This is a genomic window from Pseudomonas sp. PDM05 (assembly GCF_014851685.1).
Lineage (GTDB): Bacteria > Pseudomonadota > Gammaproteobacteria > Pseudomonadales > Pseudomonadaceae > Aquipseudomonas.
Window position 1 is genome coordinate 228,254 of sequence record NZ_JACVAC010000001.1, and the last position, 17,661, is coordinate 245,914.

A 17,661-nucleotide genomic window follows, 5' to 3' on the forward strand; every position below is an offset into this window, starting at 1 on the left:
CAAGGCCACGAGACAAGGAAATCAGACTCCTGGGGAGTCTTAGCGTCTACCTGTCAGAACTGACAGTCACGACGAGTGGTACTGCATTGCGTGGTCACCTTGCGAGAGTGACATCCGCGCTTTGCATGTGGGTTTACATCTTTTCCTACATATTTTTCACGATTTATTCACATCTGCAGCCGTAGTGTGAAGCCTCATCCGTTACAAATGTTGCATATCAAGCCCGCCGCCCCAGCGGGCTTTTTTTTGCCTCGGATCTGCTTTAACGCGAAGCCTTGGCGACCGGCGCCGCCGCCTGTTCACGAATCGCACGCTGGGTATCCAATACCCGCGCCAACGCGGTTTCAGCCTCGGGGCTCTGTTGCGGGACACGAATGGCCGCCGACACCAGCGTGATCAACTTGGCCATCACCTCGGCATCCGTCGCGGGGCGGCCCAGGCTCATGGAGTTCATCAGCAGGCGCAATTCCGTGCCGGCCATCACCCCGGAAATCGCCTTGAGGGCAAATTGCAGACGCACGCCGAGTTCGTTGCGCGGCAGGTCCGGCAGGGCCAGGGCGAAGGCTTCGAAGAAGCGCTGGAACACCGGCTGGTAATGCACCTTGAGGTATTCCTGGATGAACGGCGAGGTGTCGCTGTAGACCCGGCCGAGGAAACGGATGAACGAGCGGCCTTCGCCACTGGCCGGATCACTGCGTTCCAGGCCCATGGCCGGGGCGAACAGCACGCCGAGCAGGGTGTCGCAATCGAGCGGGCCGTCGGATTCGGCCTCGCAGCGGGCCAGCAGCTCCAGGCGCTGCTCGTTGAGCGGCTCCAGGCGTTGCATCAACAGGGTTTTCATCAGGGAATCCTTGTCCCCGAAGTGATAGTTCACGGCGGCCAGGTTGACTTGGGCACGTTCGGTAATCTGGCGTAACAAAACCGCGTCATATCCGTACTTGATAAAGAGGGCCTCAGTCGCATCCAGCAATCGAGTTTTGGTAACGTTTGGAGCGCTGAGTTTCTTCGCGACCATAAGAGTTCCACGGCGGAAATATTGTTTTAAAAAATAATTTGATTTTTTATACCGGGGCCGCCCGTCGAAAGCAAGTAGTGACACACCGCCATGCTATCCAAAGCCTTTGAAAACGGGGACATGGAGGCGGGTCAAAGGGGTTGATGGGGGCTCGAAAAGGCCGGCGGGGACTTCGTTTCAAAGGGTAAAACCGCTCTACATCCATGGCTGGCGAAGCGCATTGAACGCGGTTACTATTCAAAGAATATTTTAAAAACAAGAAATAAAACCGGTCCATGACGCCTACCCGGCAGCACCCGATCTTGTTACAAGGCTTTACCGGGAGTACGGGGTAGCGTCGAGACTGAAGGCGTAGTCATGATGACAGATACCCCCGCGCACCCAGGCTTGATCTCCCTGCAAGGCATCGGCAAACGCTACCAGTTGGCCGGGCAGCCACTGTCCATTCTCAATGATGTGTGCCTGTCCATCGCCCGTGGCGACAGCTGCGGTATTCTCGGCGCCTCCGGTTCCGGCAAAAGCACCCTGCTCAATATCCTCGGCCTGCTCGACTTGCCCAACTGCGGCAGGTACCACTTCGCCGGCCACGACATCTTCAACGCCACGCCCGATGAACTGGCCGCGATCCGCAACCAGCAGATCGGTTTTGTGTTCCAGAGTTTCAACCTGCTGCCGCGCCTCAGCGCCCTCGATAACGTCGCCCTGCCCCTGAGTTATCGCGGCGTGTCCCGCCATGAATCGGTGGCGCAGGCGCTGCGCATGCTTGAACAGGTCGGCCTGGCCGACCGTGCCCACCACCGCCCCGCCGACCTCTCCGGCGGCCAGCGCCAACGGGTCGCCATCGCCCGGGCGCTGGTGGGCAACCCCTCGGTGATCCTCGCCGACGAACCCACCGGCAACCTCGACAGCAGCACCGCCCAGGACATCATGGACCTGCTCCTGGCCCTCAACCGCGAGCAGCACGTCACCCTGATCATCGTCACCCATGACCCGCAGATCGCCGCACGCCTGGAGCGCAAGATTCTGGTGCGCAACGGCGTGGTGCAAGAGGCCGCGCACCCATGAGCCTGCGGGTCGAGCAGAGCCTGAGCCAACTGCTGCATGAAGCGTTCCTCAGCCTGCGCACCCTGGGCAAGCGCTCGGTGCTGGCGTTGCTCGGCATCGTGATCGGCAGCTCCTCGGTGGTGGCATTGATCAATATCGGCCACAACGCGGCGGTGGATGCGGCGATGATCTTCAAGGACATGGGCACCGACACCCTGATCGCCGGGTTCCCGCCCAAGGGCAGCAACGCGGTGACCATGCGTGCGCGCCTCGACCTCGACGCCGTCCGCCAGGCCGTGCCGGGCATCGCGCATATCGGCGCGCTCAGCCTGTTCAGCGGGCCCGTCGTGTTCCATGGCCGCACCACCAACGCCAACTACGTCGGCAGCACACCGGGCCTGCAAGACGCGATGCGTTTGAGCCTGGCCGAAGGGCGTTTCCTGTCGGCGTTCGACGCCAATGAAACCTACGCAGTAATCGGCGACCAGCTCGTGCAGGCCCTGAGTGCCCCCGGCGACCCGCTGCAAGTGGGAGATCGAGTACGCATCAATGATTACCTGTTCCTGATCGTCGGCATCCTGCAGCGCCAACCGCGCGCGATGTTGATGCCGGTGCAGGGCGGCGAATCGCTGTTTATCCCGGCCGAAGGCATGCGCCGCATCTACGCCACCCCGCAGATCAACAACGTGGTGATCCGTGCCGCGCCCGGCCAGGACATGGAGCACATGGCCGCAGCCGCCAGCGCCGCGCTGCAACCGCAGCTCAGCGAACACAGCGTGGACATCACCGTGCCTCAGCAAATGATCGACGGCATGACCCGGCAAAGCCGCACCTTCGCCTACCTGCTACTGGCGCTGGGGGCGATCTCCCTGGTGGGCGGCGGGGTCGGCGTGATGAACGTGATGCTGATGAACGTGTCGCAGCGCCGCCGCGAAATCGGCATCCGCATGGCCCTCGGCGCGCGTCAGCGTGACATCCGCAACCTGTTCCTGCTCGAAGCCGTGACCCTCACCGCCGTCGGCGCGCTGTGCGGTGCGGTGCTGGGCATGGGCGCCGCGTGGCTGTACGCCTGGCTGTCCGGCTGGGAGTTTGCCCTGGCCGTCGCCGCCCTGCCCCTTGGGGTCGGCAGTACGTTGTTGGTGGGTCTGTTCTTTGGTATCTACCCGGCGGTCTCGGCCTCGCGGTTGCAGCCGGTGGAGGCCTTGCGCGATGAATAAATGGCTCGCCGTCGTCGCCCTGATCAGCCTGCCGTGCATGGCCGCCGACGTGCTGATCAACCCTTCGGCGCCCAGCAGCGCCCGCAGCGTCTCGTTGAATGCCCAGGTCACCGCCCTGACCCTGGGCGATGCGGTGTACCTGGGCCTGCGCAACAATCCGGCGATCCGCAGCGCGTACCTGCAACGGGTGGCGCAGAAGTTCGACCTGCGCGTGGCCGAAGACGTCTTCAGCCCCAAGCTCACCCTCAACAGCTACTACCGCAGCACCCGCGGTTCGGCCGACAACGCACGCAACGCCAACGTGGCGCCGGCCACCAGCCTGCTCGGCGAGTACGGCACGCGCCTGAGCATGGCCTGGACCCAGCAACTGAACAACGCCAATCGCGCCGGCCGCTACCGCAGCGACGGCCTCGACCTGGCGCTGATCCAGCCGCTGATGCGCGGTGCCGGCTGGGACGCCACCACCGCCCCGCTGCGCCTGTCGCGCCTGGCGGAACAGGCCAACCGCCTCAACCTCAAGGCCACCGTGGCGCAGACCATCAGCCAGATCATCGCCACCTACCGCGAACTGCTGCGCGCCCAGGAACAACTGAGCATCGTGCAAGATGCGCTCAAACGCTCCGGCACCCTGCTGGAAGTGAACAAAGCACTGATCAGTGCCGGGCGCATGGCCGAGTTCGAAATCGTGCAGACCGAAGCCGACATCGCCACCCAGCAACTGGGCGTCGAAGAAGCCCGGAACCAGCTCGACACCACCCGCCTGGCGTTGCTGCGCCTACTGGCCCTGGACCTGTCCACGCCGATTCGCGCCACAGAAGCCCTCGAGGCCAGCCCCATGCAGATCGACAAGGGCCAGGCCTTCAACCTCGCGCAAAACCAGCAGCCGGAATACCTCGCCGCCCTGCTCGGCAGCCAACAGGCCGACCTCAACCTGGTGATCGCCAAGGACTCCGGACGCTGGCAAGTGGACCTGGTCGCCGGCGCCAACCAGATCCGTGACGCCTATAACAACGACGCCGGCAGCCGCAACAACCGCACCTGGGACAGCTACGCCGGGGTGCAGGTGCAGATCCCCATCGGCGACATCAGCACGCGCCAGGCCGAAGTGCGCGCGCGGGTGAACGTGGAAGACCAGCAGATCCGCATCACCGACGCCCGCCAGGCCCTGGAGCGCAGTGTCAACGATGTGGTGCGCGACCTCGGCACCCGCTGGCGCCAATATGAAATCTCCCAACGCGCCGTGGAGCTGTCGCGGCGCAAGATCGAGATCGAACGGGAAAAACTCAGCGCCGGGCGCTCCACCAACTTCCAGGTGCTGAGTTTCGAGGCCGATTTGCGCAATGCCGAAAACGCGCAGCTCAATGCGCTGATCGCTTATCTGAACGCCCAGACCCAGCTCGACTTGACCCTGGGCATGACGCTGGAAAGTTGGGAAATCGCCCTCAATGACTACTAATCAAAAACGCCTGCTGGGCGCCGGGTTGATCGTGCTGTTGGTCGGCGCCGGGCTGACCTGGCGCAGCACCGCCGAAAGCCCGGCCACCGCCACCGAGCAATGGCTGGCGGTGAACCCCGAGCCGCTGGTGCATCAGATCGGCCTGGTGGGCAAGATCGAGCCCGACACCACCCTCATCCTCACCGCGCCCTTCGATGGCAATGTCGAGGCGAACCTGGTGGAGCAAGGCCAACGGGTCGACGCCGGCCAGGTGTTGCTGCGCATGGACCCGGCAACCCTCGAAGTGCAACTGCGCGAAGCCCTCGCTGCCCAACTCAAGGCACGTCGCACCGTGCAGGAGATGCAGGACTGGGACAGCAGCCCTGCCGTCAGCCGCGCGCGGCGCAGCCTGCGCACCGCCGAAATGAACGCGGGCAACACCCAGCGCAAACTCAGTGAAAGCGAAAACCTGTTCCAGCGCGGCATCATCCCGCGCAACGAACTGGACGACCTCAAGCAACAGACCCGCCAGCAACAACTCGATCTCGCCGCGGCCCGCAGCGAGCTGCAACAGGCCATCGACCAGGGCAAGGGCGAATACCGCCAGATCGCCGACATGGAACTGACCAACGCCACGGTCAAATACGACGCCCTGCGCACGCTGCTGGCAGGCCGCGAGGTCAAGGCGCCGTTCTCCGGAATCGTGGTGCCCGCCCCCGGCAATACCTCGACGCCAGGCAGCAACAACGCGCCGGTGCAGGCCGGCAGCAAGGTCAACCAGGGTCAGGTGTTGTTTGGCCTGGCGAATATCGAGCGGTTGAAGATCGTCGCCAAGGTCTCGGAGTTGGACATCAACAGGTTGCATCAGGGCCAGGCCGTGGAGGTGCTCGGCGACGGGTTTGATGGCGAACGGCTCAACGGCGTGGTCAGCGTGGTCAGCGGCTTGGCGATTGCCGGTGACAGCCAGGGCAGCGCGCAGTTTGCGGTGAGCTTGTCGATTCCCAAGCTCACGCCACAGCAGTTGCAGCGGGTGCGATTGGGCATGAGTGCGCGGTTGACCATTGTCACTTACAACAATGCACAGGCGATCGTGGTGCCGGCGCAGGCGCTCGTTGGCGGTGAAGTGGAGTACCGGGAGGCGATGGACAAGCCGGTGGAACGGGTCAAGGTCACGACCGGGCAAGCGACGGCGCAAGGGGTCGAGGTCTTCGGCCTAAAACCCGGCTTTATCAAAACCCCCAGATAACCTTGTAGTGAGCGGGCTTGCCCCGCGCTGGGGGGCGAAGCCGCCCCAAATCCCGGCACCTCGGTCTTCCTGATACACCGCGGCGGAGCGTTTTGGGGCGGCTTCGCCCCCCAGCGCGGGCAAGCCCGCTCACTACAGGGTCGGGGTCAGTTTTGCGGCGAGGGCTTTGGCTTGGAGTGCCACGTCGGTGACGGCCGTGCTTTCCCACCACAGCCCCCGCAACGGCGGGCCCATGGCGAACAAACGGCTGCTGACTTGCCCTTGCGAGTCCACCACCGCCCCACCCGCATCTGCCGCAATCCCCAGCGCCAGCGGCCCGGGCTGGATCAAGCCGCGCTTGAGCAATTGCTGTGGCAGCGGCCGGGCCACGCGGCGCCAGTCATATTCGATGCCGCTGGAGTTGATCAGCGCCGCCCCCCGAACCCGAGTGATTGCCTGCTCGCCGCGATAGCGCACGCGAATGCAAACGCCGTCTACCGACGGCTCCAGGCCTTTGTATGACGCCGCCTGAATACGCAGGCGCCCCGCTTCATGCAAGCGCGCCACCAACTGCGCGCTCAACGGCGGTGAGCGGTGGTGATGACTCTCCCACCACGGCCGCACATGCCTCACGAACTGACGCTTTTGCCGCTCACTGGCCTGGCTCCACAACCGGCCGATATGCGCACGCACGGTGTCCAGCGGCGCTTGCCAATCGATGCCCTGGGCCTGTGCGATCCGGCATTGGCGGCGCACCTCGCGCAGCAGTTGCCGAGGGCTGCGCAGGCTAGGGTCTTCGGCGAGAAAATCCACCCAGCCCGGCGGCTGCCGACGCACATGGGGCAACAACCCATGCCGTGAAAAAACCTCGATAGGCCCGCGATGCCCGGCCAGTTCCAGGGACACCACGGCGTCGACCATGGTCAGCCCGGAGCCGATGATCAGCACGGTGGCCTGCGGGTCAATCTGGGTCATGCTGCTCACGTCCCATGGGTCAACCGCCGCCGCGTTCAAACCGCTGGACTCGGTCTGCGGCGTACGCGCCGCCGGAAACATTCCGGTGGCCAGCACCGCAAAGGCGCCGCGCAGTTGCTGGCCGTTATCCAGGGTCAACAACGTCGCCGCTTCATCCACTTGCACATCGACCACTTCGCCGCGCACATGCTCGACCGTCGACGCCGACAACGCCTGGGCCTGCGCCAACCGCTGCTGCGCATACAAGCCAAAGATCCCGCGTGGCGGGAACAGCTCGCTGATCGGCACGCGCTGCTGGTGCGCCTGCGGCCAGCCACCGGCAGCGATGTAGTCGGTGAGCCATTGGGTCAGGTCATCGGCGTTGTCCGGGTCGACGCTCATGCGTGCGGCGTTGCCGTTCAACGTGTGGCCCAGCTCAACTGCGCTGTAGGCCTCACCACGGCCGAGTTCGGCGCGCGGTTCGATCACCAGAATCCGCCGCTGGCCCGGTCGGCGCAGTAGTTGCACCGCGAGCATCGTGCCACTTAGCCCGCCGCCGATGATCAAAACATCGGCGTTGCGGATGGAGTCAGTCATGCCTGTTCGCCTTTACTGTTTACCCAGATAAATGTCGTGCAAGTCGCCCCGCGCCAGCAGCTGCGCCGCGTTGCCACTCAAGGCCACGCGGCCAGTATCCAGCACGTAACCGTGGGACGCATAGGTGAGCGCGACGTTGATGTTCTGCTCGGCGATCAGGAAGCTCACCTGCTGCTCGCGGTTGAGCTGGGCGATGATCGCGAAAATCTCCTGCACGATCATAGGCGCCAAACCCATGGACGGCTCGTCGAGCAGTACCAAAGTAGGACGGGTCATCAACGCCCGGCCGATGGCGACCATCTGCTGCTCGCCACCGGAGGTCAGCCCGGCGCGGGTGTGGCGCTTGGTCTTGAGCCGGGGAAACCAGCTGTAGATACGCTCCAGGTCGTGTTCCATGTCCTGGCGACTCAGGCGCCGCACAAAGCCGCCGCTGCGCAGGTTGTCTTCCACGCTCAGTTGGCCGAACACATGGCGGCCCTCCAGGACGTGAACCATGCCTTGGCGCACGCGCTGGCTGGGGTCGACACCGGCCAGGTCGGCGCCGGCGTACTCAATCACCCCCCGGCTGACTTCGGCGCGCTCGGCGCGCACCAGGCCGGAAATCGCCTTGAGCGTGGTGCTCTTGCCTGCGCCATTGGCGCCGAGCAAGGCGACGATAGCGCCCTTGGGCACGTGCAGCGAAACCCCGGCCACCGCCAGGATCGCACCGTCGTAGATCACTTCGATGTCGTTGACCGTCAGCAGCGACGGGGTGGCGGATGCAGCGGCGGGCTGGTGCATGGTTTATTCATCCCCGGTGCAGGTGCGCGGCGTCAGGCCTTTTTCCTTGGCAAAGGCCGCGGATTTTTCGTCGATCAACGGCCGCAACAGTGCACGGTCGGCCGGGATCCATTCACTGACCAACGTCCAGTTGGCGCCGTCCCATTGCTGTACCCGCGCCGAACCGCCGCCTTCGTGGTCACGGCACGACAGCTTGAGGTTTTGCATCAGGCCCAGGTAGCCCATGTCCTTGAGGCGAGCGTCGTCGATATTCAAGTGCTCCAGGCCCCAGCGGCCTTCTTCGCCGTTGAGCGGGCGCTTGCCGAACTTGGCCTGGGCGGTACGTATGGCTTCCACCGCCACGGCGGCGTTCACCAGGCCCGAGTTGTAGTAGACGCTGCCGAAGTTTTTCAGGTCCTTGAGGTCGCTGTGGCCCTTGTCGAGGATGTATTGCTTGAGGCGTTTGTGGATCTCGAAGTCGGCACCGGCCGGGTAAGGCGTCAGCGCCAGGTAGCCTTTGGCTGAGCTGCCAGCGGGCAACACGTCTTCGCTGGAACTGGCCCAGATGTCGCCGATGATGTGGTCGACCGGAAAGCCGAAGCGTGCGGCAGTCTTCACCGCCACCGGGGTGGAGACGCCCCAGGTGCGCAGGAACACCCAGTCCGGGTTGGCCTGGCGCACCTGGCGCCATTGTGCCGATTGCTCGTTGCCTGGGTCGGCCACAGGGATCTGGATATTTTCAAAGCCGTACTTCTCGGCGAGCAGCTTCAGCGGGCCGAGGGTTTCGCGACCATAGGCCGAGTCGTGGTAGACGGTGGCGATCTTCTTGCCCTTGAGTTTGTCGAACCCGCCCTCGCGCTGAGCAATGTAGTTCACCAGCGTCGACGCCTCGCTGTAGAAGGTCAGCATCACCGGGAAGTTGTACGGGAACACCGTGCCGTCGGTGGCCTCGGTGCGCCCGTAGCCGAGGGTGATCAGCGGGATCTTGTCCACTTCCGCACGCTCGCTCAGGGCATACGCCGCCGGTGCGCCGTTGGGCTGATACACCGCCACCGGCGCGCCATCCAGGCCGTTCTTGAAGCGCTCGTAGCACTCGATGCCTTTCTCTGCCGTCCACTCGGTCTCGCACTCTTGCCACACCAGCTTGACGCCGTTGATACCGCCTTCGACCTCGTTGATATAGCGCAGATAGTCGATCATCCCGGCCCACACCTGCACGCCGCTGGACGCATAAGCGCCGACGCGATAGGTCGCCAGGGGCATAAATTGCTGATCGGCCGACGCCACGGCCTGGGGCACAGCACCGGCCAATGCCGCCAGTGCAAAGGCAGCACCGGCGAAAGAACGTTTCAAGGATGCACGCATGAAGGATTCTCTTGGGAAGTTAGAAGCGCAGCGGCCACTGCCGCACACGGTCACGCAGGTTGTGCAACAAGCGAATCAAGCCCTCGGGTTCCTTGATCAGGAACACGATGATCAACACGCCAAAGATGATTTTTTGCAGGTTCTGCAACTGCCCCTCATCCACCGCGCCGCCGAACAGCGCCTGCCCGGCATGACTGAGGAAAATCGGCAGCAAACTGATAAAGGCCGCACCGACAAAGTTGCCGGCGATGCTGCCCATACCGCCGATAATGATGATGAACAGGATCTGGAATGAGCGATTGATGTCGAAACTGCTGGCGCTCGCCGTGCCCAGGTAGGCAAAGGCCCACAGCGCACCGGCGATGCCGAGGTAGAACGAACTGACGGCAAACGCCAGGCGCTTGTAGCGCACCACCGGGATGCCCACCACGGCGGCGGCGGTGTCCATGTCGCGGATCGCCATCCAGTTGCGTCCGACCTGGCTGCGCACCAGGTTGATCGCGGTCCAGGTCAACACCACCACCGTCACCAGCGTCAGCAGATAGCGGCCCAGCGGCGTGTTGAGGTCATGGCCGAACAGCGCAAGCTTTGGCGCGGAGATGGTCCCGGAGGACCCGTAGTTGTAGAACCAGGGGAATTTGACGAACAGCCACTCCAGGAAAAACTGCGCGGCCAAGGTGGTGACCATCAAATAGAAGCCCTTGATCCGCGCGCTGGGCAGGCCGAACAACAGCCCGACCAGCGCGCTGATAATCCCACCGCCCAGCAGCGCCACCGGCAAGCCCAGTTCCGGCAGACGCAGCAGAAAGCCATAGGTGGCAAACGCGCCGACGGCCATGAAACCCGCCGCGCCCACCGAAGTTTGCCCGGTGTAGCCGGTCAGCAAGTTCAGGCCAAGCCCGGCCAGCGACAACACCAGGAACGGAATCAGGATCGCGTTCAGCCAGTAGTCATTGCCCCACAACGGCACCACGATAAACGCCAGCGCCAACAGGCCGATCAGGCCCCAAGGGAGGCGCCGCTGGGTCAGCACCAACGGCGCGAAGTGTTGCGCAACAGGGATCGACATGGTTTCAGACTCGCTCGATGGCGCGCTCGCCGAACAGGCCGGCGGGACGGATATACAGGAAGGCCAGGGCCAATACGTAGGCAAACCACGGCGTGATGCCGCCGCCGATCAACGGGCCGATATACACCTCGGCGAGGTTCTCCGCGGCACCGACAATCAGCCCGCCGACAATTGCCCCGCCAATCGAGGTAAAGCCGCCGATGATCAGCACCGGCAGGGCCTTGAGCACCACCAGCGACAGCGAAAACTGCACGCCCTGGCGCGCGCCCCACAACAGCCCGGCGACCAGCCCGACCACCCCGGCCACGGCCCAGACGATCTGCCAGATGCGGTTGAGGTTGATACCGATGGACAGCGCCGCCGTGGTGTCATCCGCCACCGCGCGCAACGACACACCGATGCGGGTCTTGTTGAACAACAGCGCCAACACCGTCACCAGCACCACCGCCACCGCCGCCGCGATCAGGTCAAACTGGCTGAGCATCAGCGGGCCGACGAACAGCGGCACATCGTCGATGCCCAGATCCAGAGCGCGCACCTGCGAGCCCATCAGGCCCTGGGCGAGGCCTTCGATGATGAACGAGAGGCCGAGCGTGGCCATGAACAAGGTGATCTGCGAACGGTTCACCAAGGGCCGCAGCACCAGGCGCTCGATCAGCAGCGCACCGAGGCTCATCACGATCACCGTGAGCAGCAACGCCAGGGCAAACGGCACCCCCTGATCATGCAGGCTGACGAAGGTCAGCGCGGCGAACAGCAGCATCGCGCCCTGGGCAAAGTTGAACACGCCGCTGGCCTTGTAGATCAGCACAAAGCCGATGGCGACCAGCGAGTACATGGTGCCGGCGAGCAGGCCGCCGAGCAGGGTTTCGAAGAAGAACGTCATCAGTGGGCCGCTCCCAGGTAGGCCGCGATCACTTCGGGGTTGGCTTGCACTTGCGCGGGCGTGCCGTCACCGACCTTACGTCCGTAGTCGAGCACCACCACGTGGTGGGACAGGCCCATCACCACGCCGATGTCGTGTTCGATCAACACCACGGTGGTGCCCAGGTCACGGTTAACGTCGGCGACGAAACGTGCCATCTCCTGTTTTTCCTCGGCGTTCATGCCGGCCATGGGCTCGTCGAGCAGCAACAGACTGGGCCCGGCGATCAGCGCCCGGCCCAACTCCACGCGCTTTTGCAGGCCGTAGGACAGGTTGCCCACCAGCACATCGCGGTGGGCTTGCAGTTCGAGAAATTCGAGCATGCCCTGGGCGCGTCGGCGGAACGTTTCGGCCTCGCGGCGTGCGCGGGGCAGGCCCAGGGCTTGCTCAATGAACGTGCTGTGCATATGCCGCGAGAGGCCGGTGAGGATGTTGTCGAGCACGCTCATCTTCTTGAACAGCGCGTTGTTCTGAAAGGTGCGGCCGATGCCGCGGCGCGCCGCACCCAATGGGTCGATGCGGTGAAAGTGCCGGTCTTCGAAGACGATCTCGCCGGCATCGAAGCGATACACGCCGTTGAGCACATTGAGCAACGAACTCTTGCCCGCGCCGTTGGGCCCGATCAACGCGCAGATCTCACCGCGCTGCACGTCAAAGGACAAGGCATTGATCGCCTTGACCCCTTTGAACGACAGCGAGATGTCGCGTACCTGGAGAATGGTTTGGCTCATGCGATGTCCCGTTTGAATTCAGCCAGCCACGTAGGCGAAGCGGTGGCTTTGAGGGGTTGCCAGATGTAGGCCAGGCGCTGGAAACCGAGCAGCTTGCGCACGCGGTTTTTCAGCAGCCGGCGCAGGCCGCTTTGCGGGTGCGCGATGGCCCACTCGCACAAGCGTCGACGCCAGGTGCCGTGGGGCGCCAGGCGGCTTTCGATTTCATCGGCCAGCAGTTGCAAGCAGGTGGCAGACAGCAACAGGCCGGTGGGCGCCACTTCGCGCCGATCACGTTGCGCCGAGGCCAGGCTTTCCGGGAAAGCCAGGCCATGACCACTGTTCAGCCATTGCTCCAGCACCACGGTCAGGCCGCCCCGCCAATGGGTGCCCTCTTCGCTCCACAGCGCGGTTTCACCGCTGGGTTGCCACCAGCGCGTGAGGTGTTGCGCCGGATCGACCGGGCCGAGCAGTTGCGCGAAGTCCAGCGGATTGAACGATGCCCAATGCCGATGCTGGCGACCGGGTGCATACACATGGGTGGGACGGATACGCCACAGCTGTTGCTGCACCGCGTCGGGCTCCAGGTCATCGGCCAGGGTCAAGACTTGCCCGCCGATGGACTGGGCAGCCAGGGCCAGCAGCAACAGGTTCGGCTCGAACGCGCCGCTCAAGGCCAGGCGCGACTGTTCGCTGAAGCCCTGTTGGCGCAAGCCGTCCGCCAGACGCTCGACATCGCGCAACGCGTCGATCCAGCGCCACGCATGCCACTGGCCCAGGCGCTTGTGGCGCAAGGCCGTATGCAGCGGTGTGATCTGTGCCCAGTGCTGCAGTTGTTCAAGGGCCTTGGGCAGGTTGCCGAGCAGCTCGGCGGGCCATTCCACGGCCAGCGGGCGTTTTAGTTCATGCACGCTCATAGGGATTACTCCTATTGGTAGTCAAGCGTGCGGTGGTCCGCTGGCCGATATGGATCAAACAATGAAGATCAACTGTGGGAGCTGGCTTGCCTGCGATGGCAGACTGTCAGTCGATGCATTTGTAGCTGACCCACCGCTATCGCAGGCAAGCCAGCTCCCACAGGGATCGGGGTGTGTCTGTTAGAGGGTGGTGGCCTTGAGATCGCGGTAGCTGGCGCCGGGGTGGTTGGCGCCCAACCGCGCGCCGTCGCCAAACAGCTTTTCGCGCAGCGTGCCCTGGGCATATTCGGTCTTGTACACACCGCGCTTCTGCAACTCCGGCACCAGCAACTCCACGGCGTCGATAAAGGTTTCGTGGGTCAGCGCATAGGCCAGGTTGAAGCCGTCCACATCGGTCTCTTCCACCCACTCCTGCAACAGGTCCGCCACGGTCTCGGGGCCGCCGACAAACAACGGGCCAAAGCCACCAATGCCAACCCAATCAGCCAGTTCATTGGGCGTCCAGACCTTGTTCGGGTCGGCGGTGGAGAAGGCTTCAACCGCCGATTGAATGGCGTTGGTGTGCACGTGCTTGAGCGGCTCATCCGGCTTGAACTGGCTGAAGTCGATACCGGTCCAGCCGGAGATCAGCGCCATCGCGCCTTCGTAGCTGACGTAGGATTTGTATTCGTCGAACTTGGCCTTGGCCTTGGCATCGGTCTCGCCGACGATCACCGTCTGCAAGTTGAAGATCAGGATTTTCTTCGGATCACGCCCGGCTTCTGCGGCACGGCGGCGGATGTCGGCGACGGTCTTTTTCAGCAGCACCTTGGACGGCGCAGCGACAAATACGCATTCGGCCTGTTCGGCGGCAAACTGCTTGCCGCGACTGGACGCACCGGCCTGGTAGAGCACCGGCGTGCGCTGCGGCGACGGCTCGCACAGGTGAATGCCGGGCACCTGGAAGTGTTTGCCGACATGGCGGATCTCATGGATTTTGCTCGGGTCGCTGAAGATCCGCCGCTCGCGGTCGCGCAACACCGCACCCTCCTCCCAACTGCCTTCCCAGAGTTTGTAGCAAACCTCCAGGTATTCCTCGGCGTAGTCGTAGCGGGCGTCGTGCTCGGTCTGGGCTTTCTGGCCGAGGTTCTTGGCGCCGCTTTCCAGGTAGGAGGTGACGATGTTCCAGCCGATACGGCCCTTGGTCAGGTGATCGAGGGTGGAGAGACGCCGCGCAAACGGATACGGGTGCTCAAAGGACAGCGAGGCCGTAAGGCCAAACCCCAGGTGTTCAGTGACCAGGGCCATCGGCGCGATCAGCGACAGGGGGTCGTTGACCGGCACTTGGGTGGCCTGGCGGATCGCCGCTTCACCGTTGCCCTGGTACACGTCGTAGATCCCCAGCACGTCGGCGATGAACAGGCCGTCGAACTTGCCGCGCTCAAGGATCTTGGCCAGGTCGGTCCAGTATTCCAGGTCCTTGTACTGCCACGAACGGTCACGCGGGTGCGCCCACAAACCGGGAGACTGGTGGCCGACGCAGTTCATGTCGAAGGCATTCAAGCGGATTTCACGGGACATCACAGCACTCCGTTGAGGTGGTAGTTGCCGACGATCTGGTACTTCGCGCGCAACGGATCATCCAGGGTCGAGGGCAGCGCGGTGCGTTGGCCGGTGAGTTCGAATTCGGCGTTGCTCGCGGCGATCAAGGCTTCGGCGGCGGCGATCTGCGCTTCGGTGGCCGCCACCGGGCCGGGATGGGTTTCGGCGCGTTCCAGCAAGGCGGCAGCCACGTCCACGCGGATCTGCAAGTCGCCGAAGCGGCTGATCACATAAGGGTCTTCGCTTTTCTCGACATGGCGGCGGGTGCTGTCCAGCAGTTGGCGCGCAAGGTTCAATGCGGTCATGGGTGAGTTCCTCAGTTCCAGGCGTGGCGCGCAGGTTTCACGCCGTTGAGCACGAAGTTGCCGATCAGGTGGTATTTCCAGCGGGCCGGGTCGTGCAGGGTGTGGGTGCGGGCGTTGCGCCAGAAGCGGTCGAGGTTGTGCTTGCCAGTGACCGAGCGGGTGCCGGCCAGTTCGAACAGTTTGCTGCTGGCCAGCAAGGCGGTTTCGGCGGACAGCACTTTGGCCTGGGCGACGACCAGCGAGGCGTGGGCGACGCTGTCTTCGCTGGGTTCGGCGAGGGCGTGGTCGACGGCGCGGCCGGCCTTGGCGAGGATGGCTTCGGTGCCGTGCACACGCCATTCCAAGTCACCGATGGCGGCGATGGTGAACGGGTCTTGCCAGCCGTACTCCTGCTGGCTGTCGATCCACGGGCGCGCCTGGCGGGCGAAGATTTTCGCTTGCTCAAGGGCCCCGAGGGCGATGCCGGTGTCGACCGCCGCCTGGATGATCTGCGAGATCGGGCCGTTGGCGGTGGGCTGGTCGAACGCTTGGTGCGCAGGGATGACGGCAGACAGGGGCACGCTGACGCCATCGAGGGTCACGCCGCCGCTGGCGGTGGTGCGCTGACCGAAGCCGTCCCAGCTGTCGATTACGTTCAGGCCCTGGGCATCACGCTCGACGAAGGCGATAAATGCCTGACCCTTTTCGTTATTGGCGACGGTGGGCACGATGTGGGCGAACAGCGCGCCGGTGCAGTAGAACTTTTCGCCATTGATTTGCGCGCTGTCGCCATGGAAGCGGATTTGCGTATCAAAGGTGCCGGCGTTTTTGCTTTTGGCTTCGGAGAACGCGTTGCCAAAGCGATAACCGGCCAGGACCTTGCCGAAGTAGTAACGCTTTTGTTCCTCGCTGGCGGTTTGCAGCAGGATGTCGACCACGCCCAGGTGGTTTTGCGGGATCTGCCCCAACGACGGGTCGGCGGCGGAGATCAGCTTGATCACCTCGGCCACGGTCACATAAGACACCTCGGCGCCGCCATAGGCCTTGGGAATGGTGATGCCCCACAGGCCGCTGGCAGAAAATTCTTCAAGCTCGGCGACGGGCAGGCGTCGCTCACGGTCGCGCTCGCTGGCCTCGACGGCAAAGCGTGCCGCCAGGCGCGTGGCGATCTCGATGGCTTGCGCGTCCGAGCGGATGATATGGGCAGGGTGTAAAGGGTGGGCAGACATGGGCCGACTCCAGGCTCCGATGGGATAACGGAGTGATTGCAGGAGTCGTGCCGGAATGTGATTGCCCGTAAAGTCGGGTGGTTTCCTGGAAAAAAATGGAGCAACACACAATTAAAATCAGCAAACTGTCTAACGAGTGTTGCTCCAGCAACAGTCTTACTTATGTTGAGTACAACGTGAAACTCACCCTTTTCGAAGTTTTAATCTTCGACGCTATACAACGCTTGCGCTGAGTAGTCGTTATTGTTGACGATATAGCTGGCAGTCGCTTGCGTTGTGGGAGATGCAAAGAGCGCATCGTACAATACAAATTCAATCATCGTATTGACATCAGTGACTGTCGCGCTCGAGAAAAACCCCCATTGGCCGTCAGTAAGGATCTGAACATTAACCTGGTCACCAATTGCGATCCCTGGATATAGCGGGATGACGAGCCGTGCTTTGTTACCCACTATTACTGCACGAGAAATAACATTGCCACTAGAGGGCACAATAGAGGGCGCAGGCAGTAAGGCTGAGCGAGATACTAGAACTCCGTTCATTAACATATCCTCTTTGATTAAAGTTGACGACACGCCCCCCACCGCATTCGGAATGAATATGGATTATAAAGTCACTGCACAAGAAGCCAAGACAGTGAAACTAGAGCGCCCACCGAATATAAACAATCAATTCAAAAGAAATAAGCTGTGAAATCTGCCAGTTGACAAACTAAATAACGACGTTCCGTACAAACTTCACGGCGACATCCCCATCATTGCGATAGGTGTGAGGCTGATGACTGGCGAACATGAAAAACTCGCCGGCGCCGATGCGGTTTTCTACGCCAGCCACGACCAGGGTCAGGCTGCCCTCGAACACAAACAGTTGCTCACTCCAGCCTTCGAGGTCGGGGTCCGGGCAGTAACGGTCGCCGGGCTCCAGGCGCCATTCCCACAGCTCCACTTCACGCCGCGCCGTGGCCTTGGCCAGCAACACCGCCTTGCTGCCGTCGATCTCACCGGCCCAGGCCAGCTCGTTGATGCGGCTGTGGTCGCGCACGTCCGGGGCCTGGATCAGGTCGCTGAACGCCACGTCCAAGGCTTCGGCCACGCGGTCCAGGGTGGACAGGCTGACATTCTTCTCGCCGGCTTCGATGGCCACCAGCATGCGCCGGCTGACTCCGGACTTTTCCGAGAGCGCGGTCTGGCTCAGGTCGGCGGCATGGCGCAGGCGGCGCACGTTCTGGCTGACGTGTTGCAGGACCGAGGCCCGTTGTGGATTTTCTTTGTGCACTATATTGCTCAATGGGTGGGTGTGCGCAGTATACTGCCCAGCGTGCGGCGCATTGTGCGG

Annotated in this window: 17 protein-coding genes; 4 read left to right on the forward strand and 13 right to left on the reverse strand. The window is 63.2% G+C overall.

What is annotated here, in order from left to right; translation table 11 throughout:
* Positions 1–262 precede the first annotated feature (262 nt).
* Positions 263–1,015 carry a TetR/AcrR family transcriptional regulator gene (locus IB241_RS01115; protein ID WP_192296577.1) on the reverse strand — a complete coding sequence of 251 codons (753 nt, stop codon included), beginning with the start codon at positions 1,013–1,015 and terminating at the stop codon, positions 263–265.
* A 357-nt stretch (positions 1,016–1,372) separates the two neighbouring features.
* Between IB241_RS01115 and IB241_RS01120 the strand changes: the two genes are divergently transcribed.
* From IB241_RS01120 to IB241_RS01135, 4 genes are read left to right on the forward strand one after another with little or no spacing between them, the layout of a single operon-like run.
* Positions 1,373–2,080 carry an ABC transporter ATP-binding protein gene (locus tag IB241_RS01120; RefSeq protein WP_192296578.1) on the forward strand — a complete coding sequence of 236 codons (708 nt, stop codon included), beginning with the start codon at positions 1,373–1,375 and terminating at the stop codon, positions 2,078–2,080.
* Positions 2,077–3,276 carry an ABC transporter permease gene (locus IB241_RS01125; protein WP_192296579.1) on the forward strand — a complete coding sequence of 400 codons (1,200 nt, stop codon included), beginning with the start codon at positions 2,077–2,079 and terminating at the stop codon, positions 3,274–3,276. Before IB241_RS01120 ends, IB241_RS01125 begins: the two co-directional genes overlap by 4 nt.
* Entirely contained in the window at positions 3,269–4,732 is a 1,464-nt protein-coding gene (locus IB241_RS01130; RefSeq protein WP_192296580.1) for a TolC family protein, read from the forward strand. Before IB241_RS01125 ends, IB241_RS01130 begins: the two co-directional genes overlap by 8 nt.
* Positions 4,722–5,957: an efflux RND transporter periplasmic adaptor subunit gene (locus IB241_RS01135; protein ID WP_192296581.1), complete on the forward strand. Its 1,236-nt coding sequence runs from the start codon at positions 4,722–4,724 to the stop codon at positions 5,955–5,957. The genes IB241_RS01130 and IB241_RS01135 overlap by 11 nt, the downstream gene beginning before the upstream one ends.
* A gap of 132 nt (positions 5,958–6,089) precedes the next feature.
* On the opposite strand, the gene IB241_RS01140 is transcribed toward IB241_RS01135, so the two are convergent.
* The 12 genes from IB241_RS01140 to IB241_RS01195 form a co-directional block, all read right to left on the reverse strand.
* The gene (locus IB241_RS01140; RefSeq protein WP_192296582.1) at positions 6,090–7,487 is read right to left on the reverse strand and encodes an FAD/NAD(P)-binding protein; all 1,398 of its coding nucleotides are present in this window, start codon (positions 7,485–7,487) and stop codon (positions 6,090–6,092) included.
* Between the two features lie 12 nt (positions 7,488–7,499).
* Positions 7,500–8,267, reverse strand: a complete 768-nt coding sequence (locus IB241_RS01145; RefSeq protein WP_192296583.1) for an ABC transporter ATP-binding protein — start codon at positions 8,265–8,267, stop codon at positions 7,500–7,502.
* A gap of 3 nt (positions 8,268–8,270) precedes the next feature.
* Positions 8,271–9,611: an ABC transporter substrate-binding protein gene (locus tag IB241_RS01150; RefSeq protein WP_192296584.1), complete on the reverse strand. Its 1,341-nt coding sequence runs from the start codon at positions 9,609–9,611 to the stop codon at positions 8,271–8,273.
* Between the two features lie 19 nt (positions 9,612–9,630).
* Positions 9,631–10,680, reverse strand: coding sequence for a branched-chain amino acid ABC transporter permease (locus tag IB241_RS01155; protein ID WP_192296585.1), 1,050 nt, complete (start codon positions 10,678–10,680; stop codon positions 9,631–9,633).
* Between the two features lie 4 nt (positions 10,681–10,684).
* Positions 10,685–11,566, reverse strand: coding sequence for a branched-chain amino acid ABC transporter permease (locus IB241_RS01160; protein WP_192296586.1), 882 nt, complete (start codon positions 11,564–11,566; stop codon positions 10,685–10,687).
* On the reverse strand, positions 11,566–12,336 hold the full coding sequence (locus IB241_RS01165; RefSeq protein ID WP_192296587.1) for an ABC transporter ATP-binding protein: 771 nt from the start codon (positions 12,334–12,336) through the stop codon (positions 11,566–11,568). Before IB241_RS01165 ends, IB241_RS01160 begins: the two co-directional genes overlap by 1 nt.
* The gene (locus IB241_RS01170) at positions 12,333–13,232 is read right to left on the reverse strand and encodes an AMP-binding protein (protein ID WP_192296588.1); all 900 of its coding nucleotides are present in this window, start codon (positions 13,230–13,232) and stop codon (positions 12,333–12,335) included. Before IB241_RS01170 ends, IB241_RS01165 begins: the two co-directional genes overlap by 4 nt.
* A 180-nt stretch (positions 13,233–13,412) precedes the next feature.
* Positions 13,413–14,792 carry an LLM class flavin-dependent oxidoreductase gene (locus tag IB241_RS01175; protein WP_192296589.1) on the reverse strand — a complete coding sequence of 460 codons (1,380 nt, stop codon included), beginning with the start codon at positions 14,790–14,792 and terminating at the stop codon, positions 13,413–13,415.
* Positions 14,792–15,118 (reverse strand): acyl-CoA dehydrogenase, encoded by a 327-nt coding sequence (locus IB241_RS01180; RefSeq protein ID WP_192296590.1) that lies wholly within the window; start codon positions 15,116–15,118, stop codon positions 14,792–14,794. Before IB241_RS01180 ends, IB241_RS01175 begins: the two co-directional genes overlap by 1 nt.
* Positions 15,119–15,129: 11 nt before the next feature.
* On the reverse strand, positions 15,130–16,326 hold the full coding sequence (locus IB241_RS01185) for an SfnB family sulfur acquisition oxidoreductase (protein ID WP_192296591.1): 1,197 nt from the start codon (positions 16,324–16,326) through the stop codon (positions 15,130–15,132).
* 200 nt (positions 16,327–16,526) lie between these two features.
* Positions 16,527–16,868, reverse strand: coding sequence for a hypothetical protein (locus IB241_RS01190; RefSeq protein ID WP_192296592.1), 342 nt, complete (start codon positions 16,866–16,868; stop codon positions 16,527–16,529).
* A gap of 169 nt (positions 16,869–17,037) precedes the next feature.
* Entirely contained in the window at positions 17,038–17,601 is a 564-nt protein-coding gene (locus IB241_RS01195; protein ID WP_192296593.1) for a helix-turn-helix domain-containing protein, read from the reverse strand.
* Between the last annotated feature and the right edge of the window lie 60 nt (positions 17,602–17,661).